Annotated in this window: 30 protein-coding genes; 14 read left to right on the forward strand and 16 right to left on the reverse strand. The window is 69.2% G+C overall.

Annotation, left to right across the window (positions count from 1 at the left end):
• Positions 1-41: 41 nt before the first annotated feature.
• From ACIBX3_RS28145 to ACIBX3_RS28155, 3 genes are read left to right on the forward strand one after another with little or no spacing between them, the layout of a single operon-like run.
• The gene (locus tag ACIBX3_RS28145; protein WP_397122013.1) at positions 42-848 is read left to right on the forward strand and encodes a hypothetical protein; all 807 of its coding nucleotides are present in this window, start codon (positions 42-44) and stop codon (positions 846-848) included.
• On the forward strand, positions 845-1,915 hold the full coding sequence (locus ACIBX3_RS28150; RefSeq protein WP_397122015.1) for a glycosyltransferase: 1,071 nt from the start codon (positions 845-847) through the stop codon (positions 1,913-1,915). The genes ACIBX3_RS28145 and ACIBX3_RS28150 overlap by 4 nt, the downstream gene beginning before the upstream one ends.
• A gap of 25 nt (positions 1,916-1,940) precedes the next feature.
• Complete coding sequence (locus ACIBX3_RS28155; protein ID WP_043615428.1) at positions 1,941-2,222, forward strand: metal-sensitive transcriptional regulator; 282 nt, start codon at positions 1,941-1,943, stop codon at positions 2,220-2,222.
• A gap of 99 nt (positions 2,223-2,321) precedes the next feature.
• On the opposite strand, the gene ACIBX3_RS28160 is transcribed toward ACIBX3_RS28155, so the two are convergent.
• Both ACIBX3_RS28160 and ACIBX3_RS28165 read right to left on the reverse strand, forming a co-directional pair.
• Positions 2,322-2,483: a hypothetical protein gene (locus ACIBX3_RS28160; protein ID WP_020540796.1), complete on the reverse strand. Its 162-nt coding sequence runs from the start codon at positions 2,481-2,483 to the stop codon at positions 2,322-2,324.
• Positions 2,484-2,698: 215 nt separating this feature from the next.
• Complete coding sequence (locus ACIBX3_RS28165; protein WP_397122017.1) at positions 2,699-4,042, reverse strand: hypothetical protein; 1,344 nt, start codon at positions 4,040-4,042, stop codon at positions 2,699-2,701.
• 86 nt (positions 4,043-4,128) lie between these two features.
• On the opposite strand from ACIBX3_RS28165, the gene ACIBX3_RS28170 reads away from it, so the two are divergent.
• Positions 4,129-4,998 (forward strand): hypothetical protein, encoded by an 870-nt coding sequence (locus tag ACIBX3_RS28170; RefSeq protein ID WP_397122019.1) that lies wholly within the window; start codon positions 4,129-4,131, stop codon positions 4,996-4,998.
• On the opposite strand, the gene ACIBX3_RS28175 is transcribed toward ACIBX3_RS28170, so the two are convergent.
• The gene (locus tag ACIBX3_RS28175; RefSeq protein ID WP_397122021.1) at positions 4,970-5,491 is read right to left on the reverse strand and encodes a gamma carbonic anhydrase family protein; all 522 of its coding nucleotides are present in this window, start codon (positions 5,489-5,491) and stop codon (positions 4,970-4,972) included. The two genes, ACIBX3_RS28170 and ACIBX3_RS28175, sit on opposite strands and share 29 nt — an antisense overlap.
• Before the next feature lie 150 nt (positions 5,492-5,641).
• On the opposite strand from ACIBX3_RS28175, the gene ACIBX3_RS28180 reads away from it, so the two are divergent.
• Positions 5,642-6,634, forward strand: coding sequence for a hypothetical protein (locus ACIBX3_RS28180; RefSeq protein WP_397122023.1), 993 nt, complete (start codon positions 5,642-5,644; stop codon positions 6,632-6,634).
• Positions 6,635-6,674: 40 nt separating this feature from the next.
• On the opposite strand, the gene ACIBX3_RS28185 is transcribed toward ACIBX3_RS28180, so the two are convergent.
• Positions 6,675-7,478: an FKBP-type peptidyl-prolyl cis-trans isomerase gene (locus tag ACIBX3_RS28185; RefSeq protein WP_397122025.1), complete on the reverse strand. Its 804-nt coding sequence runs from the start codon at positions 7,476-7,478 to the stop codon at positions 6,675-6,677.
• A 170-nt stretch (positions 7,479-7,648) separates the two neighbouring features.
• On the opposite strand from ACIBX3_RS28185, the gene ACIBX3_RS28190 reads away from it, so the two are divergent.
• On the forward strand, positions 7,649-8,692 hold the full coding sequence (locus tag ACIBX3_RS28190) for a DUF2293 domain-containing protein (RefSeq protein ID WP_397122027.1): 1,044 nt from the start codon (positions 7,649-7,651) through the stop codon (positions 8,690-8,692).
• Positions 8,693-8,698: 6 nt separating this feature from the next.
• On the opposite strand, the gene kynU is transcribed toward ACIBX3_RS28190, so the two are convergent.
• From kynU to ACIBX3_RS28225, 7 genes are read right to left on the reverse strand one after another with little or no spacing between them, the layout of a single operon-like run.
• A complete protein-coding gene (gene kynU, locus ACIBX3_RS28195; RefSeq protein ID WP_397122029.1) occupies positions 8,699-9,895 on the reverse strand; it encodes a kynureninase in 1,197 nt (398 codons plus the stop codon).
• Positions 9,896-9,899: 4 nt separating this feature from the next.
• Positions 9,900-11,000: an ABC transporter substrate-binding protein gene (locus tag ACIBX3_RS28200; RefSeq protein ID WP_397122031.1), complete on the reverse strand. Its 1,101-nt coding sequence runs from the start codon at positions 10,998-11,000 to the stop codon at positions 9,900-9,902.
• 13 nt (positions 11,001-11,013) lie between these two features.
• Positions 11,014-11,982: an amidohydrolase family protein gene (locus ACIBX3_RS28205; RefSeq protein ID WP_397122033.1), complete on the reverse strand. Its 969-nt coding sequence runs from the start codon at positions 11,980-11,982 to the stop codon at positions 11,014-11,016.
• Positions 11,983-12,498 (reverse strand): 3-hydroxyanthranilate 3,4-dioxygenase, encoded by a 516-nt coding sequence (locus ACIBX3_RS28210; RefSeq protein WP_397122035.1) that lies wholly within the window; start codon positions 12,496-12,498, stop codon positions 11,983-11,985.
• Complete coding sequence (locus tag ACIBX3_RS28215) at positions 12,495-12,920, reverse strand: RidA family protein (protein ID WP_397122037.1); 426 nt, start codon at positions 12,918-12,920, stop codon at positions 12,495-12,497. Before ACIBX3_RS28215 ends, ACIBX3_RS28210 begins: the two co-directional genes overlap by 4 nt.
• Positions 12,917-13,714: a 2-keto-4-pentenoate hydratase gene (locus ACIBX3_RS28220; protein WP_397122039.1), complete on the reverse strand. Its 798-nt coding sequence runs from the start codon at positions 13,712-13,714 to the stop codon at positions 12,917-12,919. Before ACIBX3_RS28220 ends, ACIBX3_RS28215 begins: the two co-directional genes overlap by 4 nt.
• Entirely contained in the window at positions 13,707-15,116 is a 1,410-nt protein-coding gene (locus tag ACIBX3_RS28225) for an aldehyde dehydrogenase family protein (protein ID WP_397122041.1), read from the reverse strand. Before ACIBX3_RS28225 ends, ACIBX3_RS28220 begins: the two co-directional genes overlap by 8 nt.
• Before the next feature lie 77 nt (positions 15,117-15,193).
• Here ACIBX3_RS28225 and ACIBX3_RS28230 point away from each other — a divergent pair, with 77 nt between their 5' ends.
• From ACIBX3_RS28230 to ACIBX3_RS28240, 3 genes are all read left to right on the forward strand, one after another.
• Complete coding sequence (locus ACIBX3_RS28230; protein ID WP_397122043.1) at positions 15,194-15,781, forward strand: VanZ family protein; 588 nt, start codon at positions 15,194-15,196, stop codon at positions 15,779-15,781.
• A gap of 152 nt (positions 15,782-15,933) precedes the next feature.
• Positions 15,934-16,686, forward strand: a complete 753-nt coding sequence (locus ACIBX3_RS28235) for a GntR family transcriptional regulator (protein ID WP_397122045.1) — start codon at positions 15,934-15,936, stop codon at positions 16,684-16,686.
• A gap of 122 nt (positions 16,687-16,808) precedes the next feature.
• Positions 16,809-17,051, forward strand: a complete 243-nt coding sequence (locus ACIBX3_RS28240; protein ID WP_397122047.1) for a hypothetical protein — start codon at positions 16,809-16,811, stop codon at positions 17,049-17,051.
• A 182-nt stretch (positions 17,052-17,233) separates the two neighbouring features.
• On the opposite strand, the gene ACIBX3_RS28245 is transcribed toward ACIBX3_RS28240, so the two are convergent.
• Entirely contained in the window at positions 17,234-18,580 is a 1,347-nt protein-coding gene (locus ACIBX3_RS28245; RefSeq protein ID WP_397122049.1) for an NERD domain-containing protein, read from the reverse strand.
• 60 nt (positions 18,581-18,640) lie between these two features.
• Between ACIBX3_RS28245 and ACIBX3_RS28250 the strand changes: the two genes are divergently transcribed.
• From ACIBX3_RS28250 to ACIBX3_RS28260, 3 genes are all read left to right on the forward strand, one after another.
• The gene (locus ACIBX3_RS28250; RefSeq protein ID WP_397122051.1) at positions 18,641-19,258 is read left to right on the forward strand and encodes a type 1 glutamine amidotransferase family protein; all 618 of its coding nucleotides are present in this window, start codon (positions 18,641-18,643) and stop codon (positions 19,256-19,258) included.
• Positions 19,255-19,695 carry a MarR family winged helix-turn-helix transcriptional regulator gene (locus ACIBX3_RS28255; RefSeq protein ID WP_397122053.1) on the forward strand — a complete coding sequence of 147 codons (441 nt, stop codon included), beginning with the start codon at positions 19,255-19,257 and terminating at the stop codon, positions 19,693-19,695. The genes ACIBX3_RS28250 and ACIBX3_RS28255 overlap by 4 nt, the downstream gene beginning before the upstream one ends.
• A gap of 85 nt (positions 19,696-19,780) precedes the next feature.
• The gene (locus tag ACIBX3_RS28260; RefSeq protein ID WP_397122055.1) at positions 19,781-20,602 is read left to right on the forward strand and encodes an SAM-dependent methyltransferase; all 822 of its coding nucleotides are present in this window, start codon (positions 19,781-19,783) and stop codon (positions 20,600-20,602) included.
• 21 nt (positions 20,603-20,623) lie between these two features.
• Here ACIBX3_RS28260 and ACIBX3_RS28265 read toward each other — a convergent pair whose 3' ends face one another.
• From ACIBX3_RS28265 to ACIBX3_RS28275, 3 genes are all read right to left on the reverse strand, one after another.
• On the reverse strand, positions 20,624-21,511 hold the full coding sequence (locus tag ACIBX3_RS28265; RefSeq protein WP_397122057.1) for a helix-turn-helix domain-containing protein: 888 nt from the start codon (positions 21,509-21,511) through the stop codon (positions 20,624-20,626).
• Positions 21,512-21,665: 154 nt separating this feature from the next.
• Positions 21,666-21,893, reverse strand: a complete 228-nt coding sequence (locus ACIBX3_RS28270) for a hypothetical protein (RefSeq protein ID WP_397122059.1) — start codon at positions 21,891-21,893, stop codon at positions 21,666-21,668.
• Between the two features lie 39 nt (positions 21,894-21,932).
• Entirely contained in the window at positions 21,933-22,406 is a 474-nt protein-coding gene (locus ACIBX3_RS28275; RefSeq protein ID WP_397122061.1) for a hypothetical protein, read from the reverse strand.
• A gap of 397 nt (positions 22,407-22,803) precedes the next feature.
• Here ACIBX3_RS28275 and ACIBX3_RS28280 point away from each other — a divergent pair, with 397 nt between their 5' ends.
• Complete coding sequence (locus tag ACIBX3_RS28280; RefSeq protein ID WP_397122063.1) at positions 22,804-23,115, forward strand: hypothetical protein; 312 nt, start codon at positions 22,804-22,806, stop codon at positions 23,113-23,115.
• Between the two features lie 150 nt (positions 23,116-23,265).
• A complete protein-coding gene (locus ACIBX3_RS28285) occupies positions 23,266-23,547 on the forward strand; it encodes a hypothetical protein (RefSeq protein WP_397122065.1) in 282 nt (93 codons plus the stop codon).
• Positions 23,548-23,683: 136 nt separating this feature from the next.
• Here the strand turns inward: ACIBX3_RS28285 and ACIBX3_RS28290 are convergent, their stop codons facing one another.
• On the reverse strand, positions 23,684-24,154 hold the full coding sequence (locus ACIBX3_RS28290; RefSeq protein WP_397122067.1) for a C40 family peptidase: 471 nt from the start codon (positions 24,152-24,154) through the stop codon (positions 23,684-23,686).
• Positions 24,155-24,570: the final 416 nt, after the last annotated feature.

Below are 24,570 nucleotides of genomic sequence, written 5' to 3' on the forward strand. Positions count from 1 at the left end.
TCAACGTCGCATGGCTCTATTCGAGGGGGAGGGGGCTTGTGATGGGCGTCGTCGTCACCGACGCCGAGGTCACCCTGGCGGACGTGCTCTCCCTGCGATTGGCCATCGACGAACCGCTGCAGGACGGCACCGATCTCGTGCTCAGGCACCGCACCACGGGCGTCGAGCGTGACGTGCGGCTGACCACGCCGGGGGCGCGGGCGTGCGAGGCCACGCTGGCGGTCTCGCTGGCGCCGCTGGATCTCAGTACCGGGCGCTGGGACGCCTACCTGCGGGGGGCGGACGGCAAGCGCAGCAGGCTGCGCAGCGTGGACCCGGGCTTCTCGCTCGACCACCTCGACGCGTACGCGTTGTGCAAGCGCACCCTCGCCTACCGCTCCTATCGCACGCGCAACGGCTTCCTGGCGCTGAAGATCTCCGATGCCGAGCCGGCGGCCGAGGTGCGTGCGGTGTGGATCAGGGAAGGCCGCTTCGAGGTCACGGGCCTGCTGGCCTTCACCGGGCTCGAGGACGACGACTCCCGTCACGAGGCCACGTTCACCCTGGACCGCAGGCAGACGAGCGCCAGGGTGACCGCCACCGCCTTCGTCCAGGGCGTGCGCTTCCACGCGGCCGTCTCGCTCGTGGACGTGGTCGCCGCCGATCCCGATGCCTCGGGAGTCTCCGGCACCTGGGAGCCCGCGCTTCAGGTCGAGGGCGTGCCCACGCCGCTGAAGCTGGGTGCCAGGCTCGATGACGTGGACGGCAAACGGCGCCGGCTGCACTACCCCGCGGCCAAGGTGGACGACGTGCCGATCAGGCCCTCCTACACCGCCGACGACGAGCTGCGCATCGAGGTGGGCGGATGAAGGTCAGCTTGATCATGCCGTCCGCCTACGGCATGCGGGGCGACGTGCGTGCCACGCTCAGCCTCGCCTCAGCCCTGGCGGCGCGGCACGAGGTCGAGGTGATCAGCGTCAGGCGGCAGAAGGAGAAGCCGTTCTTCCCCGTCGGCTCCGATGTGGCCATGCGCGACGTGGTCGACGTACGCCCCGGGGTCAGGCACCTGCTGCCGCGGGGTCAGGTCCGCACCGAGGTGGCGCTGTGGCGGATGCTGCGCGCGCTCAAGTGCGACGTGCTCATCACCACCCGGCCAGGTCTCGGCGTCCAGGCCGCCAGGCACGCTCCCCGTGAGCTCTTAAAGATCGCCAAGGTGTGGAGCCGCCCGACCGTGCCCGGCCCCGTGAAGCGCTTCTACCCGCGCCTGAACGCCGTCGTGACGGCCACGGAGACGGCCCAGGGGGAATGGGCCAGGCTCCTGGACGGCGGGCCCGTCGTGCACTGCGTGCAGGACGCGCTGCCGGCCGGTCCGTGGCCGCGCTCGCGGATGGACAACAGGATCGTGGCCGCCGGGGGCCGGTGGGTGCCGGCCAAGGCGTACGACCGGCTGATCCGGGCGTTCGCCATCGTCGCCGGCAAACGGCCGGACTGGCGGCTGCGGCTGTACGGTGGCGGCCCCGAGGAGCGGCGGCTGCGCGCGCTGGTACGCGAGCTCAACCTGCACAACCACGTCTACTTCATGGGCACCACCCCGGACCTGGCGGGCGAGTTCGCCAAGGCGTCGATCGTGGCCAACACCTCATTCGGCGAGGACCAGGCCATGGCGGTCCTGGAGGCTATGGCGTGCGGGGTGCCCGTAGTGGCCTTCGAGGGGACCAAAGGGCCCACGGAGTTCGTGGCCACGGGGTACAACGGGGTTCTGGTGCCCGAGTCCGAGGCCGACCCGGGGCTGTTCGCGGCCGCGCTGCTGGCGTTGATCGACGACGAGCGCAGGCGGCGCTCGCTCGCGGCGGGCGCGCGGGACACGGCGATGCGCCACGCGCCCGGCGAGGTGGCCGAGCAGTGGGAGAAGCTGATCACGGATCTCCGCCATTGATACCGGTTACGGGTACCGTAGAAGCATGCATGGGTACAGCGGAGACAAGCAGGCGTATCTGACGCGGCTCAGGCGAATCGAAGGGCAGATCAGAGGCCTGCAGCGCATGGTCGATGACGACGCCTACTGCATCGACGTGCTCACCCAGGTCTCCGCTGCCACGCGGGCGCTTCAGGCTGTGGCACTGGGATTGCTGGAGGAGCACATCTCGCATTGCGTCGCGGACGCGATCAACAGTGGCGGGCCCGAGGCCGAGGCGAAAGTCAAGGAGGCGTCCGCGGCGATCGCGCGTCTCGTTCGCTCGTAGTATGAGTCCTCCTCAATTTGGAGGAGGCAAGTGACTAGTTATGCGAAACCCCGGGAACTAGGTTCCCGGGGCTAGAAATCGTGATGGTCGTATGGTTCTTCAGCGACTCGCCGAAGTCCGCAATCCGAGCGCGTCGTCGAGTTCGTCCAAGGTCAGCCGCCGCTCGCTGACAGCCACGGCCGTGAGTACCTCGGCGTAGAGCGCAATCTCGTCCAACGCGACACGGTCGTGGACCCGAGAGTCCAGGTCGTCGTGCCCCACCGCGTCGTCCTTTCCTTCCGCAGCCCACACCCTCTACGAGGTTACGGCGCACCCCGCCGTCCGGGACATGGCCCATCGGAGTCATTCCTTTCCGCGCCGTGGGGCCCCAGGGGGATCATTTCCCGAATCCGAGATCACAAGTCAGCGAAATTAGTGATCGTTGGAGTGTTAGATGGATATAGGCGAGGTTAGGGTGAAATAGCGCGATTAGTGGTTTAGGAGTGGTTGGCGTCGCTTTCGTGGTGATCGTCGCGTTCGTGGACGAGCTTGGCCACGAGCGCCGACTGCCCGGCCAGCCCCCGCTCGGGCACCTTGGCGCCCGTCAGCCTGCCCCACGCCAGCCCCATGGCGTACGCGGCCCCGAGCACCGCCGCCGCGCTCGTCCGGTCCGGCGGCGCCACCTCCAGCACCGGCGCGGGCACGGTGGACACCCCGCCGGGCCGCGCCTGCACCGGGAAGCCGTCCGGCGCGGTCGTCTCCGCGGCGGAGGTCCCGGTCAGCCCGGCCCGCTCCAACTCCTCGTACGCCATCCTGAGCCGGTGATCCAGCCGGGGCGGCAGCATCCCCCTCGAGTCCGACAGATCGGCCAGGAACGCGGCCGTGGCCCTGGACGGGTCGGCCATGAAGGCCAGCGCCTCGGCCAGGTCGTACACCGCATGCGAGAAGTGCGCCTCCGGATGGGTCTCCACGAGCAGCGCCCGGCGCAGCCGCGCGGGGCAGCGGCCCAGCCACGCCAGGCGCACCGCCTCGTCGTCGGGGAGCGGGTCGTCGAGCCCGGGCTGTCGCAGCACGGGCTCGACCATGGTGAGCAGCGCGAGCGCCCGCGGCCTGAAGCGGATGTCGGACATGAGGATCTGCGCCGTGTCCGCCATCACCGCGGCGAGCCTGAGGGCGGCGCGCGAGTGACCGGAGCGCGCCCGCTCGGTCACCAGAGTGACGAGGTCCAGCAGCGGCGGCGCGGGCAGCCAGCGCACCCACTCGTCACCGGGCAGCGGACGGCGCAGGTATTCGCCGAACACGGTGATCAGCCGCTCGTTGCCGTCGAAGGCGGGCGCGTACGCGCACCACATGATCGTCCCCCACAGGGCCGCCACCGTACTGGGCACGTCCGAGGCGAAGATGTCGCCGAAGGCCGTCAGCGGGTAGTCCAGCTCCGACTTGCGCCCGCTGGCCCGCAGCAGCACCCTGAGCCGCTCGGTCAGGTCCGCCGACACGTCCGGGCCGATGAACGCCTGCGTGGAGCCCGGCTCGGCGTGGAAGTCGGGCCCGTGCGGGATCACGGCGTCCGGCAGCACCGCCGCCGGATGGCCCACCTGGCGGGCCCTGGCGGTCCTCGGCGGCGGCGCCAGGTGCCAGCGGCCGTCCGCGGGGTCGTACAGATGCCAGCGCGCGTGGGCGCCGAAGAGCCAGCGGTCGCCATCTGGGGTCACAAGAATTCTGGCGGCCAGGACGTGGGCGCGATCGGGCACGGAAAGCCCTTGCCAACGCGGGTCCGCGACCATCGCGCGGACCTCTGCCTCGGCGGCGGTGAACGCATCCCAGGGTGGCACGGGCGTCATCGTACTTGGAGGCCGCGGATCAACCATCGGCATTTCACGGCAGAATGGCCGCTATGAGGGCGAAGGTAGCAGGGACGTTAGCAATCGTGAGTGTAGTGGCCGGTTGCGGCACATCTACATCCGCGCAGCCGACGCCCAGCGGACCCGGCCTGGTCACCTTGGACAAGGTCACGCCGCCCGCCCCCGGCGGGGAGGTCGGCCAGGCCTCGACGGAGTTCTCGAAGGCGACGGACCTGTCCATGTGGATCAAGCTGAGCACGACGGAGAAGGACGTCGACAGGATCGCCAAGCTCGACGTGAACAAGACCGTGAAGGGCACGATGTACCTGGAGCCCAAGACCTCGGCCTGGTTCGACGGATTCCGCGGTCCTTTCGTGTACCAGGATCTCGCCGGCGACATCGTCATGCACGCCCGGGTCAAGGTCGAGGGCAAGAGCGGCGGCTGGCCCAAGCGCAAGTTCTCGCTCGGCGGCCTGATGGCCCGCCAGCCCGGCTCGTACGAGACGCCCAACTGGGTGTCGGCCACCGTCGGAACCACCGACAGGAGCGGCCGGGTCGAGGCGAAGTTCACCAAGGACGGCAGCTCCAAGCCTAAGGAACTGTCGGTCAAGCACGGCTGGGTCGACCTCGTCCTGGCCCGGATCGGCCGCGTCTTCGTCGCGCTGTACAAGGAGAACGGCGGCAAGTGGAAGGTGGCCAACCGCTGGCCCTCGACCCTTCCCGACGCCCTGCAATGGGGCATCACCGCCTACACCGACTGGGACAGCTACAGCACGCTCAAGAAGGACGCGGCCAAGGGCAACGCCAAACAGGTCAGGGGACTGCCCGACCTGAAGCTGACCGTCGACTTCGTCCGGTTCCTCCGGCCCGAGCTGCCGGAGTACGCCGACCCGCTCAACAGCGCGTCGGTGTCGGACGAGGTCCTGATCAAAGCGATGACGCCTGCCGGTGCCTGAGCGCCTTGGCCATGTAGTTGTCCGGCGTACGGGCGAAGGACGCCCGGTCGTCGTCGGTGAGCTCGCGCACGATCTTCCCGGGCACGCCGGCGACCAGCACGCCGGACGGGATCTTCTTGCCGGGGCCGACCAGCGCTCCGGCGGCCACCAGCGTGCCGGCGCCGACGCGGGCGCCGCCGAGCACGATCGCGCCGATGCCGATCAGCGCGCCGGACTCCACGTGGGCGCCGTGGACCATGGCCTTGTGACCGAGGCTGACCCGGTCCTCCAGGACCGCGGGCTCACCGGGGTCGGAGTGCAGGCAGCACAGATCCTGTACGTTGCACTCCTCGCCGATTTCGATCCGCTCGTCGTCGCCGCGGAGAACGGAGCCGTACCAGATGCTGGACGCCCGGCCGACCCGTACCCTTCCGACCACGGTCGCGCCTGGCGCGATGTACGCCTCAGGATGTATGTCCGGGATTGCTCCGTTGTCCAACGCCGCTATGTACATTCGACACATCGTAATTCCAGGCTCGGGTATGGCGTTCCGGTTGCGGACGTGGGCAGATGGCAGGAAAGTCGTTTCCTGACGTCTCGTCGTCAGACCCTCACAACCCGCAGTTATCCCCCGCCTCACGCAAACCACCCTTAGGTAACCCCCATGATGAACCAGCACGAGAGCATTCCCGATCTGATGCAAGAGGACACCTTCGAGGTCGTGATGCGCGGCTACAACCGCCGCCAGGTCCACGACTACATGATGCGCACCCGTAACCAGATACGGGATCTGGAAGAGCGGCTGGCACGGGCGATCGAGCAGGCCGAGCAGGGCCGCCTGGAGCTGGCGGAGGCCAGACGGCGCATGGTCGAGGCGCCGCAGAGCTACGACGACCTCAGCCCGAGGCTCGCCCAGATTCTCAAGCTCGGCGAGGAGGAGGCCGCGTCCAAGCGGTCGGACGCGGAGGCCGAGGCCGCCAGCGTGCGCGACGCGGCCAAGTCCGAGGCCGACCGGCTGCTGACCACGTCCCGTGAGACCGCCGACAAGATCCTCACCTCCGCGCAGGCGGAGGCGGAGCGCCGGGTGAACGAGGCCACGCAGGCGGCGGAGCGCATGCTGTCCCAGGCGGGCACGGACGCGGAGGAGCAGCTCACCGCCGCCCGCGGTGAGGCCGAGGAGTTCCTGCGCGAGTCGCGGGCCGAGGCGGAGCGAGTGCTGGCCGCCGCCCAGGCCGAGTCCGACCAGTTGCTGAAGGCCGCCCACGCGCAGGCCGACCAGCTGGTGACCGGGGCGCGGGACGAGGCCGACTCGATGCTCGCGGCGGCGCAGCAGCGTACCGCGACATTGGACGAGCAGGCCGGGCGGCGGGTCGAATATCTGACCAACACGCATACCGAGGTCGTGCGGCGGCTCGACGAGATCAGCTCGGTGCTGGGCGACCTCATGCGCAACGAGGCCGGCGCGGGGCCGCTGGTGCCCGACACCGCCGTTCCGGCACTGTCCCAGGGCAGCGCCGTGCCCTCGCCTCAGGACGACGTGCGGGTCATCGTGGAGAGCGAGGACGACGGCGAGCAGCCCGAGGAGAAGCCCGCCGTGTCCGAGGACACGGACGTGAACATGATCCGCCTGTCGGAGGTCCCGAAGCCGGGCCACTGACGCTGGAGAAGGGTGACTCCGGGCGGACTGCCCCGAGGTTTCAGGCGTGCGTGATCGTGTCCAGGACGTCGATGACGTACAACCGGGGGTCGGCGCCCGGTGACGGCACCGCCACACGGCAGCCGGCCTGCTGCCCGACGAGCGCGTCCAGCCAGGCCGGGGGCACCGCTCCCGGCCTCAGCGTGAACGCGCTCGGCCCGCCCTTCCGGTACGAGGAGTCCACGACCACGTGGGACGGCCAGGACGCGGCCACGTACTGGATGATCACCTTGGCGCCCGCCGCGACCTCCCGCCCCGAGCCGTCGATGAGCGTGCGGGGCGGGTCGGCGGGTGTGAGGTCTTTGGGGATCACCGGCAGGGTCCGGCCGACCAGCCGGGCGTCGGGCGGGTAGCCGCCGAGGATGTCGAAGACCAGCACCAGCGTGTCCGCGGGCGAGACGCCGGTCAGCGGCACATTGGGCCCGAGCGCCTCGGCGGCCGGGCTGACCAGCATGATCCGGCTGCCGGCCGGATGGCCGATGAGCGACTGCCGCCAGGTCTCCGACACCTGCCTGCCGTCGAAGACGACAGTGGTGGGCTGGTTGACGTCGTAGGTGCTCATGTACGGCTGGTTGCCCGACCACCGCCGGATGTCCACGTCCGCGAGCACCACGTCACCCGGCACGGTACGCCGCCCGGTCCCCACCGACAGCACCGTGATCCGCGGCGTGCGGCCCGGGTTGCCGTTGGGGATGGCGACGACAGGCTTGCTGCCGAACGCGCCGGTGACGACGGGTTGTGAGCCTTCCTCGGCCAGGCCACACGAGGTGGCGAGCATGAAGACGGCAGGCCAGAACAGGCGCACGGTATCCTCCAGAAAATCCGAAGGGGTTACTTGCCGCATTGCGCAAAAGCAAAGCTTCGGGTCTGGCCATCTCCCGACAAAGGGCGCGGGAGACTGGGGTCCGTGCGCGAGCGTAGAGAGCCGATGGACACAGCAGCATGCTTGCTCACAGGACCGACGCAGGAGGGCCTGTGAGCAAGCCCAACTTGGCGCGCAGGGTCGCGGACGCGGCCGAGATCGCGCTGACCACCCGCAAGTACGTCACGTTCATCGACGTGGTCACGGGTTTGCGCTGGCTGCACTCCCGGCACGTGGACACCTGGCGGCAGGGCCGGGTGGCCACGCTGGCCGAGCTGGCGGACGTGGACGAGGAGCGCCTGCTCACGACGGCCGCGCTGCTGAGGGAGTGGGCGCTGGCCAAGGGGCTGAAGCCGGTGGACACCCCGTACGTGGCCGGCACCCGCGACCGCCGCGAGCTGCGCTTCACCTCCTGCCACCCGCAGGATCCCTTCCGCGTGCACTGGATCTCGCCCGACCTCAGCGAGGCCAGGGTGCGGCGGCTCGTCGAGACGCAGAGCAAGGCCCCCGACCTGGTGGCGGTGTCGCCGCTGGAGCCGTGGACGTGCGCCGACTGCGGTGACACCGGCCCGTACCTGATCATGGAGGATGCGCAGCCGCACTGCCTGAGCTGCGCGGACATGGACCATCTGGTGTTCCTGCCGGCGGGGAATGCGGCGCTCAGCCGCCGCGCCAAGCAGGAGAGCGGCCTGTCGGCGGTGGTCGTTCAGTTCAACCGGCGGCGCAAGGTCTACCAGCGGCTCGGCCTGCTGGTGGAGCAGGCCGCGCTGGAGGCGGCCGAGGAGCGGTGCCTGGCCGACGAGGAGGTGCGCCTGCGCCGCCGCGAGCGCGACCGGGTCCGCAGGGCCGAACAGGACGTCGAGTTCCAGGCCCGGATGGCGGCCGAGATCGCCCGGCTGTTCCCCGGTTGCCCCGCAGAGCGGACGCGGGAGATCGCCGAGCACGCCGGGCAGCGCGGGAGCGGCCGGGTGGGCAGGTCGGCGGCGGCCAAGGCGCTGGACGAGAACGCGATCACGCTGGCCGTGATCGCCTCCATCCGGCACCTCGACACCGACTACGACAACCTGCTCATGTCGGGCGTGCCACGGTTGGAGGCCCGCGAAATGATCAGGGACCGTATCGAGCGCAAGCTGGAGGACTTCCGCCGCCGCCCGTGACCGCGCTCAGGTGACGGCCAGCCGCCGGGCGTACCTCTCGTCGCGCCAGAGCTCGTCGTCCAGCACTTTCAGCAGCGTGACGGCGGCGTCGTACACGTCGGTGTAGCGGATGTACAGCGGCGCGAAGCCGAACCTGAGGATGTCGGGCGCGCGGAAGTCCCCGTGGACGCCGCGGTCGATCAGCGCCCGCATCACCGGGTAGCCGTCGGGATGGCGGAAGCTCACCTGGCTGCCGCGGGCGGCGGCGTCGGCGGGCGAGGCCAGCTCCAGCGCGTTCGCGACGAGGTCCACGAAGAGCGAGGTCAGTGCCATGCTCTTGACCCTGACCTGGTCCATCGGCACCCGTTCCCACACGTCGAGCGCCGCCTCCAGTGCCGCGAACGACAGCACGTGCGGGGTGCTCACGGCGAACCGCCTGATCCCGTCGGCCGGGCGGAAGCCGGTCTCGAACGCGAACGGCTCGGCGTGGCCGTACCAGCCGGACAGCGGGTTCTCGGCGGTCGCGTGGTGGCGCGGGTTGACGTAGAGGAACGCGGGCGCCCCGGGACCGGCGTTCAGGTACTTGTAGGTGCATCCGACGGCGAAATCGGCCATGGACACGTCCACCTCCATGGCGCCCACGCTGTGGCACACGTCCCACACCATGAGCGCCCCGGCCTCGTGCACCCGGGCGGTGACCGCCGGCACGTCGTGGCGGGCGCCGGTCCGGTAGTCCACCTCCGCCACCAGCACCACCGCCGCGTCGTCGAAGCGTCCCTCGGCGAAGTCGCGGATCTCGTAGCCGCCGAGCAGCCCCGCGAGCCCCTGCACCATGTAGTGGTCGGTGGGGAAGTTCCGCATGTCGGAGACGATCACCCGGCGTTCGGGACGCAGCCGCAGCGCCGCCGCGACGGCCTGGTAGACCGCGATCGAGGTAGTGTTGCCCACCACGACCTGGCCAGGTCCGGCGCCGATCAGCGGGGCCAGCCGGTCCCCTGCGGTCAGCGGCTGGTCGAACCAGCCGGCGTGGTTCCAGCCGCCGACCAGTTGCGCGCCCCACTCGTCCTCGACGGTTCGCCGCACCCGCTCCGCGGCCCGGCGCGGCAGTGCGCCCAGTGAGTTGCCCACGAGATAGACGACGTCTTCGGGCAGGACGAACTCGTCTCTGAACGCGCGCAGCGGGTCGCCGGCGTCGAGGGCGAGGCAATGGTCGCGATCCAACACCCATTCACTCCTGTTGTGGTGGGATGGTGGCAATCACCCGGTTCACCCCATTCTGGTACTCGCGGACGTACCAGTTCTGTACCGGGTTGTGCCGCTCATCCAGCATGAACGTGCCGCGGGGGCCGGCCAGCTCGCCCACGGCGGCCAGACCGCGCCCCAGATCGCGGCCCCGGGCCAGAGCCGCGTCGATCAGCCGCATGGCGTCCCAGCTCTGCAGCGCGACCGTGGACGGGTTCTCGCCGGTCCTGGCCCGCCACCGGGCGACGAACGCGGCGTTGTCCGGGTTGTCCAGCGCGGGGGAGTACATCCCGACGCTGGTGATGCCCTCGGCGTCCGGGCCGATGGCCCGCAGCACGTCCTCGTCGGTGAGGTTCTGGCAGGTCAGCAGCTCGATCTTGGCGTCGTAGCCCAGCTGCTTGAACGTCCTGGCGAACGCGACCGCCTCCGCGCCGGCGTAGAAGGCGTACAGGAGCTCGGCCTCCGGCGGGATCTGCGCGAAGTACGGCTCCAGGTCCGGGAGGCCGCCGAACGGCGTGAGGATGCTCTTGAGCGGCTGCTCGCCGTAACCCTCGGTGAAGCCCCGCAGCGTCTCAACGCCCGCGGAGTAGTCGGAGGCCATGAGGACGACGTCCTGCCGGCCGTACCGCTCGGCGGCGTACCGGCCGGCGGCGTGGCCGTGGGCGTGGTTGGTGTACGAGACGCGGAAGACGTTCGGGCCGCCCAGCGCGTCCGCGCCCGCGTTGGCGATCACCACGGGCGTGCCGCCGGCCACCTCGACGACCGACTCGGCGACCGGCGAGGCGATCAACCCGGTGATCACGTCCGCGCCCTCGTCCTCGATCAGGCGCCTGGCCTGCTTCTGGCCCTCCTCCGGGTTGCCGGCGTCGTCGGCCACGACCAGCGTGGCCGGGCGGCCGCCCAGGCGGTCTCCGTGGTCGTCAAGGTAGAGGCGCATGGCGGTCTCCATCTCGTCGCCGAGCATTGCGTACACGCCGGTCTGCGAGATGATCGCGCCGACCTTGACCGTAGGGTCGTCCTCGTACGGGGGCGATCCGCCGCACCCGGCCGCCACGAGCACTACCAGCCCCAGCACCGGTACGCGCATGGGGGAGCTCCCTTCAGCCCAGGAACGCCTCGGCGTTGGCTGCGAGCAGCTTGGCGCGGGCCGGGCCGGTCAGGAAACCGGCGTGCCGGATCAGGTCACCCGCCGGTGACTCTCCGAGTGGATAGGGGAAATCGCTGCCGAGCATCACATGGTCCTCCCCGAGAGTGTCGACGAGCAGTCGCAGCGCGCGCTCGTCGAAGACGGCAGAGTCGACGCTGAACCTGCCGAGGTAGTGGGACGGCGGCCGCTCGGAGCCGGCGACCAGGTCGTGCCTGCGGTGCCAGGCGTTCTCGACCCGGCCGAGCCAGAACGCGAACGAGCCGCCGCCGTGCGCGAAGCAGATCCGCAGCGTGTCCGGGACGCGGTCGAACACGCCGCCGAGGATCATCGCCAGGATGGACAGGTGGGTCTCCGCGGGCATCCCGACGAGCCACTGCGCCATCCACCGCTCGATGCGCGGCCCGGCGGGCAGGTCCCACGGATGCACGAAGACGGGAACGTTCCTTGCCGCGCAGTGCTGAAGGAACTCGGCGACGCCGAGATCGTCGAGGTCGCGGTCGCCGACGTGGTTGCCGATCTCCACGCCCCGGTGGCCGTTGGCCAGACAGCGGTCGAGCTCGGCGCAGGCCAGATCGGGGTCCTGCAGCGGCACCTGGCAGAACGGGATCAGCCGCCGATCGGAGCAGATCTCGAGCGCCAGGTCGTTGAAGACCTTCGCGATCCGCACGCCCTGCGCGGCCGGCCGCTCGTAGCCGAAGAAGACGGGCGTGGGCGAGACCACCTGCCGGTCCACGCCGTCCTTGTCCATCTTTTCCAGTCGGACCCGCGGGTCCCAGCAGTCATCCTGAATTTTCCGGAAATCTTGGTCGTTGACGAGGATCGTCGCTTCGCGCTCCGACTCGACCCTCAGCCTGGGCGCCCCGGGCCAGCCCAACTCGGGCCAGCCCTTGGGCACATAGTGCGTGTGGACGTCGATGACCATCTAGCCCTTGCCAGGATGCAGCGCGCCGCACCGGCCGCAGGTGCGGGCCTTCTCGTCGGCGTAGAACGCCTCGAAGACGGGCGGAAGGTCCTTGACGATGTCGCGCACCTGCACCTCGACCTCGTGCACCCGGTTGCCGCACTCCACGCAGTACCACTGGAACTTCTCCAGCGTGCCCTCAGGCCGGATCTTCTCGACCACCAGCCCGACGGACCCGGCCTCGGGCCGCTGCGGCGAGTGCGGGACGCGCCGCGGCAGCAGCCACATCTGCCCTTCGCGGATGTGCACGGTCTCGGGGCCGTTCTCGGTGACGACGTTGACGTGCATGTTGCCGCGTACCTGGTAGAACAGCTCCTCGTACGGATCCACGTGGAAGTCGGTCCTGGAATTGGGCCCGCCGACCACCATCACGATGAAGTCGCCGGCCCCCTCGAAGACCACCTTGTTGCCGACCGGCGGCTTGAGCAGGTGGGCGTGTTCGTCGATCCACCGGGTGAAGTCGATGGGTGGAATCATGATCGCTCCTCCGGATGGTAGGCGACGGCTTGCATCTCGATGAGCAGGTGCGGGTGCGGTAGCTGGTGCACCGCGACCGTGGTCCTGGTGGGCCCCTCCTCGTCGAAGAACTCCGCGTAGACCTCGTTGTACCCCTTGAAGTCGTTCATGTTGACCAGGTAGGCGGTGATCTGCACGAGGTCGGCCAGCGAGCCCCCTGCGGCCTTGAGTATGTCGCCGACGTTCTCGATGACCGCCCTGGTCTGTGCGCGGATGTCCAGGTCCGTCGCCCCGTGCTTGTCGACTTCCACGCCCACGAACGTGTCGTCGGGGCGGCGGCAGCTCGTGCCGGACACGTACAGGAAGTCTCCGGCCCGTTTGACGTGCGGGAACCTGCCACGCGGAGTGGCCTTCCCCGGCACGCGCATGGCGTTCTGTCTCACTTGGAGAACACCGCCCGCACCGATCCCAGCCCCTCGATGTGCGCCTCGAACGCGTCCCCGGGGCCGGCCGGCACCAGCGGCCCGAGCGAGCCGGTCAGCACCACGTCCCCGGCGCGCAGGGCGTAGTCCGTGCGGCCGAGCTGCGAGGCCAGCCAGACGGCGGCGTTGAGCGGGTTGCCCAGGCACGCGGCGCCGGAGCCCGTGGAGACCTCCGCGCCGCCGCGCGTCAGCGTCATCCGGGCCGCCCGCAGATCGAGTCCCATGAGCGACACCGGCGTCGCGCCCAGAACGAACGCGCCGGCCGCCGCGTTGTCGGCGACCATGTCGGCCAGCGTGACGTCCCAGTCGGCGATCCGCGAGTCGGCGATCTCGATGGCGGGCAGCGCGAACTCCACCGCCCTGATCACGTCGGCCACCGTGAAGGGCCCACCGGTCAGGTCCCTGCCGAACACCAGCGCGACCTCCACCTCGGCCCGCGGCTGCAGGAGCCCGTCGAGCGGGATGGGCAGCCCGTCGGAGTGGGCCATGTCCGCGAAGAGCATGCCGTAGTCCGGCTGGTCGACGCCGTAGCGCCGCTGCACCTCCGGGTTCGTCACGCCGATCTTCCTGCCGACCAGCCGCCGCCCCTCGCCGAGCGCGCGCCGCGTGCCGATCTCCTGCACGGCGTACGCGTCGGCCGCGCCGCCGATCAGGTCCCTGATCGGCGCGCACGGCTTGCCCGTCCGCACGGCCTCGGCCAGACGCTCGGCGGCCTGGGTGCGCACGTCCACGGCTTGGGACCATTCGTCATACATCCGGTTGCTCCAGTTTGATGGTGATCGTGGTGGGTTCAGAGTAGAAGTCGAGCGACTGGATGCCACCCTCTCTGCCGATTCCCGACAACCGAAGTCCGCCGAACGGGGTGCGCAGGTCGCGTAGGTACCAGGTGTTGACCCAGACCAGCCCCGCCTCCAGCCGCTGCGCCACCCGGTGCGCGCGGTCGAGGGCGCCGGTCCAGACTGTGGCGGCCAGGCCGTACTCGCTGCTGTTGGCCAGGTCGATCGCCTCGGCCTCAGTGTCGAAGGGCGTGACGTGACACACGGGACCGAAGATCTCCTCCCTGTTGAATCGGGACCACTCCGACAAGCCTGTCACCACTGTCGGCTCCACGAAATAACCGGAATCGCGGTGATCACCGAACGCCGGGACTCCGCCTCCCGCGAGCATCTTGGCTCCCTCCGAGCGGGCCAAGGCGTAGTAGGAGAGCACCTTCTCGCGGTGTTCCGAGGAGATCATGGGCTGCGGCACCACTTCCAGGGCGCGGACCGCCAGGCGGGCGCAGAACTCCTCGAAGATCGGGCGCGCGACGTAGAGGCGCTCGGTGCACAGGCAGACCTGGCCGCCGTTGGTGAAGACGGACTTGGCTGTCCCGTCGACCGCCCTGTCCAGGTCGCAGTCCTCGAAGATCAGCCCGGCGTTCTTGCCGCCCAGTTCGAACGAGATCGGCTTGACCCGGTCGGCCACGGCCTTCATGATCGCCGTACCCGTCCGGGTGGAGCCCGTGAACGTGACGGCGTCCACGCCGGGGTGCTCGACGAGGAGCTGCCCGGCGGAGCCGTACCCGTAGATGATGTTGACGACGCCGGCGGGCAGGCCGGCGTCGGCGCAGATCTCGGCGAACACCGCGGCCGAGCCCGGCGTGTGCTCGGACGGCTTGACCACCACGGTGTTGCCGGCCACGAGGGCGGGGGCGAGCTTCCACGTCATGAGCAGGAACGGCAGGTTCCACGGGACGATCACCGCGACCACGCCGAGCGGCCGGCGCACGGTGTAGCTGAGCACTCCCGACAGGTGGAAGGCGTCGTCGGGGCGCTGGGCGGCGATCTCGGCGAAGGCGCGGAAGTTCGCGATGCCGCGCGGGATGTCTAGCGTGCGGGTCTGGTCGAGCGGCTTGCCCGTGTCGGCGATCTCCGCCGCCACCAGGTCGTCGAAGCGCGCCTCGATGCCCTCGGCCAGGCGGCGCATCCACCCGGCCCGCTCGGCGACCGGCAGCGCCGCCCAGTCGCGCGCCGCCTCCCTCGCCGCCCGGACCGCCCGGTCGACCACCTCCGGGTCGGCCTCGCAGACCTGTTTGATCACCGCGCCTGTCACCGGGTCGTGGACCGGGAAGGCCTTGCCCGCCGCCACCGGCTCACCGCCGATGAAATGGGTCAGCACAACGGTCTCCTCATCTCTCCCTCACTCCCGGTATAGATCGCCGGACGGCGCTGGTCGCTGGGAGAAGACCTGTCCAGATGGACATCTTCCGGTACCCCTTGAGCGCCCGCCATCATGGTCGGATGGCTCGGACGTGGGAATTGTGGGGAAACGTCATTATTGCTGGTACGTTTGCGCTCCCCCTGGCGTTGGCGGCAATCCTGCTCCTCTCCCGCCACCGCGCTCGCGCCGGCCATCCGGCGCCTCTGCGTACCTCGATTGCCGACGTCGGCATCGTGGTCGGCACCGCCCCGTGGATTTGGATGATCCTTACCCCGTCCGAGGGCCCCAACGGAGTCGGCCTCGTCCCCTTCAAGGACCTCGCCGACGTGGCCGCCGCGTCGTGGCAGACGGTGTCGGTGCAGGTAGGAGGCAATCTGCTGGTCTTCGCCGCGCTGGGCGCCCTGCTGCCGGTACGCACCGCGGCGATGGCCTCGATCGGCCGGGTTGCGGCGGTCGCGGCGGCATTTTCGGTCCTGGCCGAGCTCCTCCAGTACATCCTGAGATTGGGTCGTTTCTCGTCCGTGGACGACGTCATCCTGAACACGGCAGGCGCTGCGATCTTCGCATTGATTACTCGCCGCTGGTGGGCCATCCCAATACCGGCTCGGACCGTTCCACAGTAACGGTCCGCTTAAACATCACGGAATTCATCACACGGGCACGATCCGCTCAAAAACAGCTCGCGACCATCCTCTGTATCTGTGCGATCGTGGACAAGACGGGGCAAGTTCTCTGGAGACGCCACAACCTGGTTGGTGACAGAGGGTGATCAAAGTTGTCTGAATCCCCGGTACCCCACGAGCCCCCTATCTATCGCCGCATCGCCGACGGTCTCCGCGCCCGGATCCTGTCCGGCGAGTTGCGCGACGGGGACCGACTACCGGGCGAGAACGCACTGATGGCCGAATACGCAATCGCACGAGCCACCGCCAGGCAGGCGCTTGCCGTACTGATCAACGAAGGGCTGGCGGTGCCCAGACGAGGTTCGGGGGTTTACGTGCGGCTGTTCAAACCGATACGCAGGCACGGCTCGCGCCGCCTGTCACGAGAGCAGTGGGGTCAGGGCCGGGCCATCTGGGACGCTGACACCCGTGGCCGGCCGTTCACCGTGGATCATGTGGAGGTGGCGCTGGAGCGCGCCACAGAGGAGGTGGCGAACATCCTGGAGAGCGGCGAGGTATGGGTACGCCGGCGCCGCTACTCGGTCGACACCAGGCCCGTGCAGCTGGCCACCTCCTATTTCCCCGCGCGCCTGGTCGAGGGCAGCGCGATCACCCTTCCCGACACGGGTCCGGGCGGCGTGTACGCCCGGCTGAGCGATCTGGGCGTGCCCCCGGCCCACTTCACCGAGGAGGTGCGGGCCCGCATGCCGCAACCGCGCGAGAGCGCACTGCTCGACCTGCCGGGCGGCACACCCGTGATCGTCATCGCACGCACCGCGTACACGTCGGGCGGGCTGCCCATCGAGGTCAACGAGATGGTGCTCGATTCGGCGGCGTATGTACTCCAGTACGACTTCGACGCCTGATTCAAGCCGATCTGTCAAGCGATAGGTTGACCTGTCCACCACGATCATTGATATCTCTAGAGAAGTCCCTCATCTTCTAAGGAGATGGAACCTCGCCTGGGGCCCGGGGAAGGTGGACAGTGGTGTCCGTTGATCGGCATCTCGCCGAGATCGCCCGGGAGTACCCCAAGTGGACCATCTGGCGGAGCGACGCGGGCCGCTGGTGGGCCACGAGACACCATCCGCTCAGCGCAGCGCAGCGCGATGCCGGATGTGCGATGACCATCGACGCGGACGACCCGGACGGTCTGCGCGACCAGCTCCGGGACCAGGAAGGACGGGCCGGCGAGCCGCACCGGTGGCGGACCGGCCCAGGACCTCCTTGACGTCCGCCGTGGAGCGTTCCGCGGCGGACGCCCGCGAGCAGCCCGGTGCCGGGTCCAGCGTCTCGGCGGCCCCGGCACCGGGCCACCAACCAGGGCGGGGCCAGGAACGCGGAAGCCCCCGACCCGATCGGGGGCGGGGGCTTCCGTACGGTCCGATCAGGCGACCGCACGCAGTCTGATGGTCATGATCCGGACACAATGCGACGGACGAAGCGCCTGAGCCGTGACTTCTGGGCGGGCGCGCCCCGCAGCTCCTCCAGCGCCTCGGCGGCGGTCGGCCGCTTGGCGGGGGAGTGGTCGAGCATTCTGCGCACCACTTCGGGCACCTCAGGGCCGTGGGCGTCGGCGCTGGTCGGGAGCTCTCCGGTGAGCAGCTGGTAGGCGATCGCCCCGGCAGCGTAGACGTCGGAGGCCGTCGTCATCCGGTCGGGCCGGGCCTGGCACTCCGGCGCCACGTAGTGCGCGTCGAGCACGTTGCCCAGCTCATGGGCGACGGTGTAGTCGCGCGGCCCCGGCTTGGCGTAGTCGAACCCGGTCAGCACCGCGTGCTCGTCGTCGGTGACCAGCACACAGGCGGGGGTGAGCGCCCGGTGCACGACGCCGTTGGCGTGCGCGTGCGCCAGCCCGCGCAGCAGGTCCTGGATCACGGTCATGCGGGCGCCGCGGCCCAGCGCCAGGTGCAGCGCCTGACCGTGCACGTCGTCCAGCACCAGCACGAACCGGCTCTCGTCGTCGATGGCGAAGAAGTCGCGCGAGCGCACCACGCACGGGTGCGGCGGGATCCTGGCCAGCGTCTGGTACGCGTTGGCGATGCGCTGCCGCTCGGACGCCCGCGCCTCGGCGTCTGCCAGCGGGTCGGCCTGGTAGACCCGCAGCAACACGGTCTCGCTGTCCGGCAGCGTCGCGTTGAACGCACGGTATTCGGTGACCTTGGTGTCGCCGCCGAGCTGCTCCTCGACCTCCCAGTTGCCGAACCTGGGCGGCGCGGTGCTGCGGCGCACGGTCTGGTTGAGCGCGTCGAGGACGGCCGTCATGTACGGCCGCGCGTCCGGGCTGCATCCCCGCCTGATCCGGGAGACGTCGCTCAGCGTGGCCAGCAGGCCGGTCAGGGTGGTGACGTTGACCGCGTCGCGTCCGGCCGGATCGACGAGCTCGGCGTCGGGTGAGGTGAGCACCACCAGGCTGTCGACGTAGACGCGTTCGAGCTGGGTGGCTCTGGACACCAGCAAGCCCTTCAGCGCCTTGGCCGTGCCCCGCAGTTTGGCCACGGGAGAGCCGAACGCCTCCCTGCGCGGCGGGAACCAGCGTGTGCCCGACACCTCGATGCGTCCCCGGGTGCCCTTGACGTCGACGACCACGATCGAGTGACCGGTCAGCACGATCAGGTCCACCTCGAAGACGTCGTGGCCGCGCGGGACCTCGATGTTGTGCAGCAGCAGCCAGTCGGCGGGCGCCTGGTCGCGCAGGTATGCGATGACGCGACGCTCGGCGTCGTTGACCGGACGTCCTCCGCCGACGATCTCTGCCATGGGCTCATCCTCCCACGGGATCCTATTGACAGCATGCTGTCGAAGTGACAAGATGTTGTCATGAAGAAAATCGTTCACCAGGCCGTCTACGACACGCTCGCCGACTGGGAGACCGGTCACGCGACCGCGCACCTGCGCAACGGGAGCTGGCATCGCGAGCCCGGCGCATACGAGATCGTCACCGTGGGCCTGACCACCGACCCCGTCGTCAGCATGGGCGGCCTGCGCATCACCCCCGACCTCGCGCTCGACCAGCTCTCCCCGGACGACAGCGCGCTGTTGATCCTGCCGGGGGCGGAGCTGTGGGACGGCGGCCACGAGCTGGCGCCGTTCGCGCGCAAGGCCCGCGAGTTCCTGGCGGCCGGCGTGCCGGTAGCGGCCATCTGCGGCGCCACGGCCGGGCTGGCCAAGGAAGGGCTGCTGGACGACCGGGACCACACGAGCGGGGCCGTGCAATACCTGGAGGCCCAGGAGGGCTATGCGGGCGCCAAGCGCTATCTCGACCAGGACGCGGTGCTCGACGGCGACCTCATCACGGCCGGGCCCACCGAGCCGGTGGCGTTCGCCAGGGAGATCTTCCGCCGGCTCGACGTCTACCGGCCCGAGGTGCTGGACGCCTGGTTCCGGCTCTTCGGGCGGAGCGACGCCTCGGCGTTCGAGGTGCTGATGACGGCATGAGCGAGACGGCCGACCTGCTCTCCGGCCTGGCGCTCGTGGCGTTCCGGCTGAACGGCCAGTTCCTCCACGTGGCGGAGGGACTGGCCCGGCCGGCCGGTATGACCGCGGCGTGGTGGCAGGTGCTCGGCGCCGTGCTGCGCGAGTCCCTGCCGGTGGCCGGGATCGCCAGGGACATGGGGATGACCAGGCAGGGTGTGCAGCGGATCGCCGACCTGCTGGTGGAGCGGGGGCTGGCCGAATACCGGCCCAACCCGGCGCACCGGCGGGCCAAGCTGCTCCAGCCGACGGCGGCCGGCCGCGAGGCGGTAGCCAAGATCGTCCCCGGCCATCAGGAGCTCGCCGACCGGCTGGTGGGCGAGCTGGGCCTGGAGGAGGCGAAGCGATGCCTGGAGAGCCTGCGACGCCTGTCGGCCGCCCTGGACCGGCTCAACGAGTAAGGAGATCGGAAACGCCCTGGAACCGGAAAAATCGGGACACGCTAGGTTGAAGAGCCTGCGGATCCGACACATCAGGAGAAGCATCATGACGGGTGACACCCCTCCGGCCGGTCAAGCGCTCCCGCCCCGGATCGACACCGGCGTCCCGCACGCGGCACGGATGTGGAACTACTGGCTCGGCGGCAAGGACTACTACGCCGTCGACCGGGAGGCCGGTGACCAATTCAGCCTGCTGTTCCCGGACATCGTGCACATCGCCCGGCTGTCGCGGCACCTGATCGCCCGCATCGTCCGCCATATGGTCGACGAGGCCGGCGTGCGCCAGTTCCTTGACATCGGCACCGGCCTGCCGACTGTGGACAATACGCACGAGGTCGCCCAGCGGGCCGATCCGGCCTGCCGGGTGGTGTACGTGGACAACGACCCCTTGGTTCTCTCCCACGCCCGCGCCCTGCTGGTCGGCACCCCGGAGGGCGCGACGGACTACGTCGACGCCGACCTGCGCGACCCCGACAAGATCATCGCCGCGGCGGCGAAGACGCTGGACCTCAGCCGGCCCGTGACGCTCATGCTGATGGGCATCGTGGGATACGTGACCGACGAGGAGGGTGCACCCACGATCGTCGCGCGGCTCATGGACGGTCTGCCGTCCGGCAGCTACCTGGCCATGTGGGACGGCGTCAACGTGGTGACCGGCGAGGCGCTGGAGAAGGCCCAGGAGGAGCACAACCAGGGTCCGGGAGTGCCCTACAACCTGCGGACGCGGGAGGAGTTCACCGCGTTCTTCGACGGTCTGGAGCTCGTCGAGCCGGGCATCGTGTCGCTCCCGCTGTGGCGGCCCGACCCCGATCCCCTCGCCGACCTCGCCGAGGTGGACGCCCTGGTGGGGGTCGCCCGCAAGCCCTGAGGCCGCGTGCGGGGAGCGGGCCTACAGGGCGTCGATGAGCCCGCGCAGGAACGCCGGGGTCTCGGCCGGGGGCGGGGCGTGCACGCCGAGCTCGTTCAGCAGATGCTGGTACTGGCGCACGTCCGTCTCCTTGGTGAGGTATTGGGCGCCGGTGAGGTGCTCGAGGTAGACGACGTCGTGCAGCTCCTCCTGTGCGAAGCGCAGGAGGGTGACGGGGCCGATGCCGCCGATGGCGGTGCCGGAGGCGAACGGGAACACCTGCAGGGTGATGTGCGGCTGCCCGGCCAGGCCGACGAGGTGCTCGAGCTGCTCGCGCATGATCGCCTCGCTGCCGACCCGGCGGCGCAGCGCCCCTTCGTCCATCACCACCCAGAGCTTGTGCCGCGTGGGCGGGGTCAGGATCTTCTGGCGGCGCATGCGCACCTGGATCCGGTGCTCGATCCGCTCGGCGGACTCGTCCCTGTGGCCGTGCGCGATCACCGCGCGGGCGTAGTCCTCGATCTGCAGGAGGCCGGGGACGAACTGCACCTCGTGCGTACGGATCAGCGCGGCGTCCTGCTCCAGTCCGAGGTACGGATCGAACCAGTCGGGGATCACGTCACGGTAGTCGTGCCACCAGCCGGGCGCGTTGGCCTGCTCGACCAGGGCGAACAGGCTCGCGCGCTCGGCGTCGTCGGTCACGCCGTAGAGGGTGAGCAGGTCGGCCACGTCACGCGTCTTGAAGCTGGTGCGGCCGCACTCCATACGGCTGATCTTGGAATGCGAGCTGCGGATGGCGTATCCGGCGTCCTCGCGGGTCAGGCCGCGGGCCTCGCGGAGCCGGCGCAGGTGCGCGCCGACCAGGAGCTTGAGCGCGGTCGGCCCGGAGTGCAGGGAATCGCTACCCGATATTTCGGGAATTTCGGTCATGTCGGCCATATCATGAGCACTCCGCACCTATGCTCCTCAATTGGCACTTCGCCGCAGTTCCGGTCCGTGGGACAATCCTGCCACGCCAGGCGTCACCTGTACGGTATTTCCCTGCGGTCGACAACGGCCGCTTTATCCACACAGATCACGGTGATCACCTGGCCGTCGCCAGGATCACCCCGGAGCCGTGGCCGGCCAGCTCGACGGCGACCAGCCGCCCGTGCCCGAGCAGCGTCCCCAGCCCCGGTGCCGATCTCCAGCACGCGGCCCCGCTCGAGAACGCCCGCGGCCAGCGCGGCGAGCAGCCCGCCGACGGCCGGATCGCAGGAGTACGCGAACCCGGTCGCCCGAGCCCGCTCCACGGCCGCGTCCACCAGTTCATGATTCATGGTCGATTTCTATCCCGCGGTCGCCCCGGCGGTCACCGGAGTTTCCCGCGGGGTTTGAACACCGACAATGTGGTGGCGATCAGCAGCATGACGATCTGCGTGCCCAGGGCCGCGACCTGGCTCCACTGGCGAGTGGCGGCGGGCTGCACGGCGCCTTCGGTGGCCGCGGCCATTCCCTCGGGATCGAACAGGAACATGCCCACGAAGATGACCGCCACCAGCAGGATCAGCTTGATCGCCACCCAGTAATAGCGGAACAGGCCCCAATGGCTCGTCAGGCCGAGCGTGATGCCGGTGACCAATGCCGCGAGGCTCAGCGGTATGCCGCCCGCGAACACCAGAGTGGGCATCAGCCGATAGGCGGCGTGCGCCAGCTCCAGGTCCTTGGTCAGCGCCGCCGCCGTATTCAGCGCCACCAACCCCCACACTTCGCCGATCAGTGCGACGGAGACCACGATGTGGATAACCATGACGCTCTTGCGGATACGTGGCCGCATCGCTCTCACCTCACCTCTGGATTGCGAACTTTCTGCCATCGTCGCGGCTTTGTTCGCGTTCGGCGTCCACCCACGGATGGCGCTCCAGGTACGCCGATCGGTGTACGGGGAGTATCAAAGTTTCAGGCGATCATTGTTTATGCGGCGGTGAAATATCGCCTGGTCAATCTCTTCGGCGACCAAATCAACGTCGTTTGCCGGATGGTCCAGGCAGTGTGAATGCCGCTTCTCGGCGACCGGCGTGAAAACCAAGTGCCAAGAAATCGAGGCGCCTCCTTGACCTCGGTGAGGGCGTTCTGGGTTGCGAGTCGTGCTGCCTGCCGCGATTGTTATCTGCGGCACCTCGCAGCCCTGCACAAACGACTACGGCGCTGGAATTCCGCGCCGTCCATGGAGGAAAACAAACATGATCCGTCGTATTCTGGCCGGCGCAGCGATCGCGGCCGTCGCTCTTGGCTTCTCCGCCACCGGAGCCTCCGCCGATCAACCCAACCCCCACAACGGGGGACAGGCCTTCCTGAGCCAGTTCCAACTCGCCGACGACGCGGTGAACGGCGTGCTCAACCAGGCGCTCAACGAGTCCCTCAGGAACATCACGCTCGATGCCAGCCAGTTCGGAAATGTCTCCGAGGTCGACGTCAACCTGCTGAACAACCAGCCCCAGGCCCTCGTCCGCACCCCGGACAGCAACGCCTGGGTGGGTGCCTCTGGCGTCTGACGTTTCCCCGCAGGGCTCGCAGAAGGGCGATTCGCGGCCGCCCACGGTGGCGGCCCTCTGGCCAGAGAGTCGTCCTCCTGGCGCCCGGCCGAAGCGCGACACGAGTGTGGCGCGCCGAAATTCCGCACCCATCCATGGAGGAAAGCAAGCATGATCAGTCGTATTCTGACCGCCGCGGCGATCGCGGCGGTCGCCTTCGGCTTCTCCAACAGCTCGGCCTTCGCCGACATGCCGAACCCGAACAACAACGGCCAGGGGGTGCTGAGCCAGTTCCAGGTCACCGATGACCTGCTGAACCAGGTGGCAAACCAAGCGCTCAGCGAGTCCCTCAGGAACATCGAGGCCGACCTCAGCCGGTTCGGGAATGTCCACGAGGTCGACGTCAACCTGCTGAACAACGGACAGCCCGCGGTGGGCGGCACTGGCTCCTGAGCCGCTCTCCCGATGCCGAGGTGAACCGACAGAGTGCGTCGTGGGTACTCGCGAGGCCACTGACGGCTCTTGAGGTCACCGTAAGGTGCGAGCGCCGTGCGGCCCCAGACCGGTCCTGGGCCGCACGGCTCAATCGTCACACCTCGACGTCCGCAGGGCCCGCCCCCGGCCGGATCACCCCCATGAACCGCGGTCTGTCGAGCCGATCCATCCGCACGAACGCCCCTGTGTACGGCGCGTGCACGATCCTTTCCCGGTCGACCGCGATCGCCACGTGTTCGGGCCCCGGACGGTCAGGCGAGCTGTCGTAGAAGACCAAATCTCCCGGTTCCAGCATTTCCCTCGCCACCTGGATCCCGGAATGCCACTGTTCCTGTGTGGTCGTGCCGATCGGCACCCCCGCCCGCGCGTACGCGTACTCGGTGAGGCCCGAGCAGTCGAACCCCATGGTTCTGGCGCCCTTCCCGATCCCGTAACCGGGCCCGTGCACGCCTCCGCCGCCCCATGAGTAAGGGACGCCGACCATTGCCAGCGCCGCGCGCAGCGCGATAACCCCGGTCGCCGATCTGCGGCTTGCGGCGCCCGCCAGTGTGGGGATCGAATTCATGACGCACACGAGGACGCATATCGCCGTTATTCGCCTTCCGTTCATGACATATTCAGCGCCCTCCGAATCGATGATCTGTGAGCGTTGTCTGCTGTGTGACTTTTCTCCCTCTGAATAGGGATAAAACGTCATCGGATAAATTCCGGCTTGTCTGGATATATCCGGAAATGCAGCGCTGGCAGATTCTCTCCGGTGGCAGGGTCGCTCACTCGGTAGATCCTTCGTAAAACACTGGTCCGGCGCGGGCAATCGCGGTCTGCGCGGGCCGGTCTCCGCCGGAGATCGCGGCAGGGGATGGCGGGCCGCGGCGGCTCTTCAGGATTTCCCGCTAATTCGGTCATTTTCTCGCGAAGATTACATAGTGAAACATACTTCGTGTAGCCTTGGTTCTGGCTGACGACAAAACCCCCGAAGCA

The sequence above is a fragment of the Nonomuraea sp. NPDC049480 genome (assembly GCF_044465905.1).
Lineage (GTDB): Bacteria > Actinomycetota > Actinomycetes > Streptosporangiales > Streptosporangiaceae > Nonomuraea.

Coding starts and splice junctions, on each gene's coding strand:
- ACIBX3_RS28145 (WP_397122013.1), top strand. CDS start 42: ATGGGCGTCGTCGTCACCGACGCCGAGGTCACCCTGGCGGACGTGCTC.
- ACIBX3_RS28150 (WP_397122015.1), top strand. CDS start 845: ATGAAGGTCAGCTTGATCATGCCGTCCGCCTACGGCATGCGGGGCGAC.
- ACIBX3_RS28155 (WP_043615428.1), top strand. CDS start 1,941: ATGCATGGGTACAGCGGAGACAAGCAGGCGTATCTGACGCGGCTCAGG.
- ACIBX3_RS28165 (WP_397122017.1), bottom strand. CDS start 4,042: ATGACGCCCGTGCCACCCTGGGATGCGTTCACCGCCGCCGAGGCAGAG.
- ACIBX3_RS28175 (WP_397122021.1), bottom strand. CDS start 5,491: ATGTACATAGCGGCGTTGGACAACGGAGCAATCCCGGACATACATCCT.
- ACIBX3_RS28180 (WP_397122023.1), top strand. CDS start 5,642: ATGATGAACCAGCACGAGAGCATTCCCGATCTGATGCAAGAGGACACC.
- ACIBX3_RS28200 (WP_397122031.1), bottom strand. CDS start 11,000: ATGCGCGTACCGGTGCTGGGGCTGGTAGTGCTCGTGGCGGCCGGGTGC.
- ACIBX3_RS28205 (WP_397122033.1), bottom strand. CDS start 11,982: ATGGTCATCGACGTCCACACGCACTATGTGCCCAAGGGCTGGCCCGAG.
- ACIBX3_RS28210 (WP_397122035.1), bottom strand. CDS start 12,498: ATGATTCCACCCATCGACTTCACCCGGTGGATCGACGAACACGCCCAC.
- ACIBX3_RS28220 (WP_397122039.1), bottom strand. CDS start 13,714: ATGTATGACGAATGGTCCCAAGCCGTGGACGTGCGCACCCAGGCCGCC.
- ACIBX3_RS28230 (WP_397122043.1), top strand. CDS start 15,194: ATGGACATCTTCCGGTACCCCTTGAGCGCCCGCCATCATGGTCGGATG.
- ACIBX3_RS28245 (WP_397122049.1), bottom strand. CDS start 18,580: ATGGCAGAGATCGTCGGCGGAGGACGTCCGGTCAACGACGCCGAGCGT.
- ACIBX3_RS28250 (WP_397122051.1), top strand. CDS start 18,641: ATGAAGAAAATCGTTCACCAGGCCGTCTACGACACGCTCGCCGACTGG.
- ACIBX3_RS28255 (WP_397122053.1), top strand. CDS start 19,255: ATGAGCGAGACGGCCGACCTGCTCTCCGGCCTGGCGCTCGTGGCGTTC.
- ACIBX3_RS28260 (WP_397122055.1), top strand. CDS start 19,781: ATGACGGGTGACACCCCTCCGGCCGGTCAAGCGCTCCCGCCCCGGATC.
- ACIBX3_RS28265 (WP_397122057.1), bottom strand. CDS start 21,511: ATGACCGAAATTCCCGAAATATCGGGTAGCGATTCCCTGCACTCCGGG.
- ACIBX3_RS28270 (WP_397122059.1), bottom strand. CDS start 21,893: ATGAACTGGTGGACGCGGCCGTGGAGCGGGCTCGGGCGACCGGGTTCG.
- ACIBX3_RS28280 (WP_397122063.1), top strand. CDS start 22,804: ATGATCCGTCGTATTCTGGCCGGCGCAGCGATCGCGGCCGTCGCTCTT.
- ACIBX3_RS28285 (WP_397122065.1), top strand. CDS start 23,266: ATGATCAGTCGTATTCTGACCGCCGCGGCGATCGCGGCGGTCGCCTTC.
- ACIBX3_RS28290 (WP_397122067.1), bottom strand. CDS start 24,154: ATGAATTCGATCCCCACACTGGCGGGCGCCGCAAGCCGCAGATCGGCG.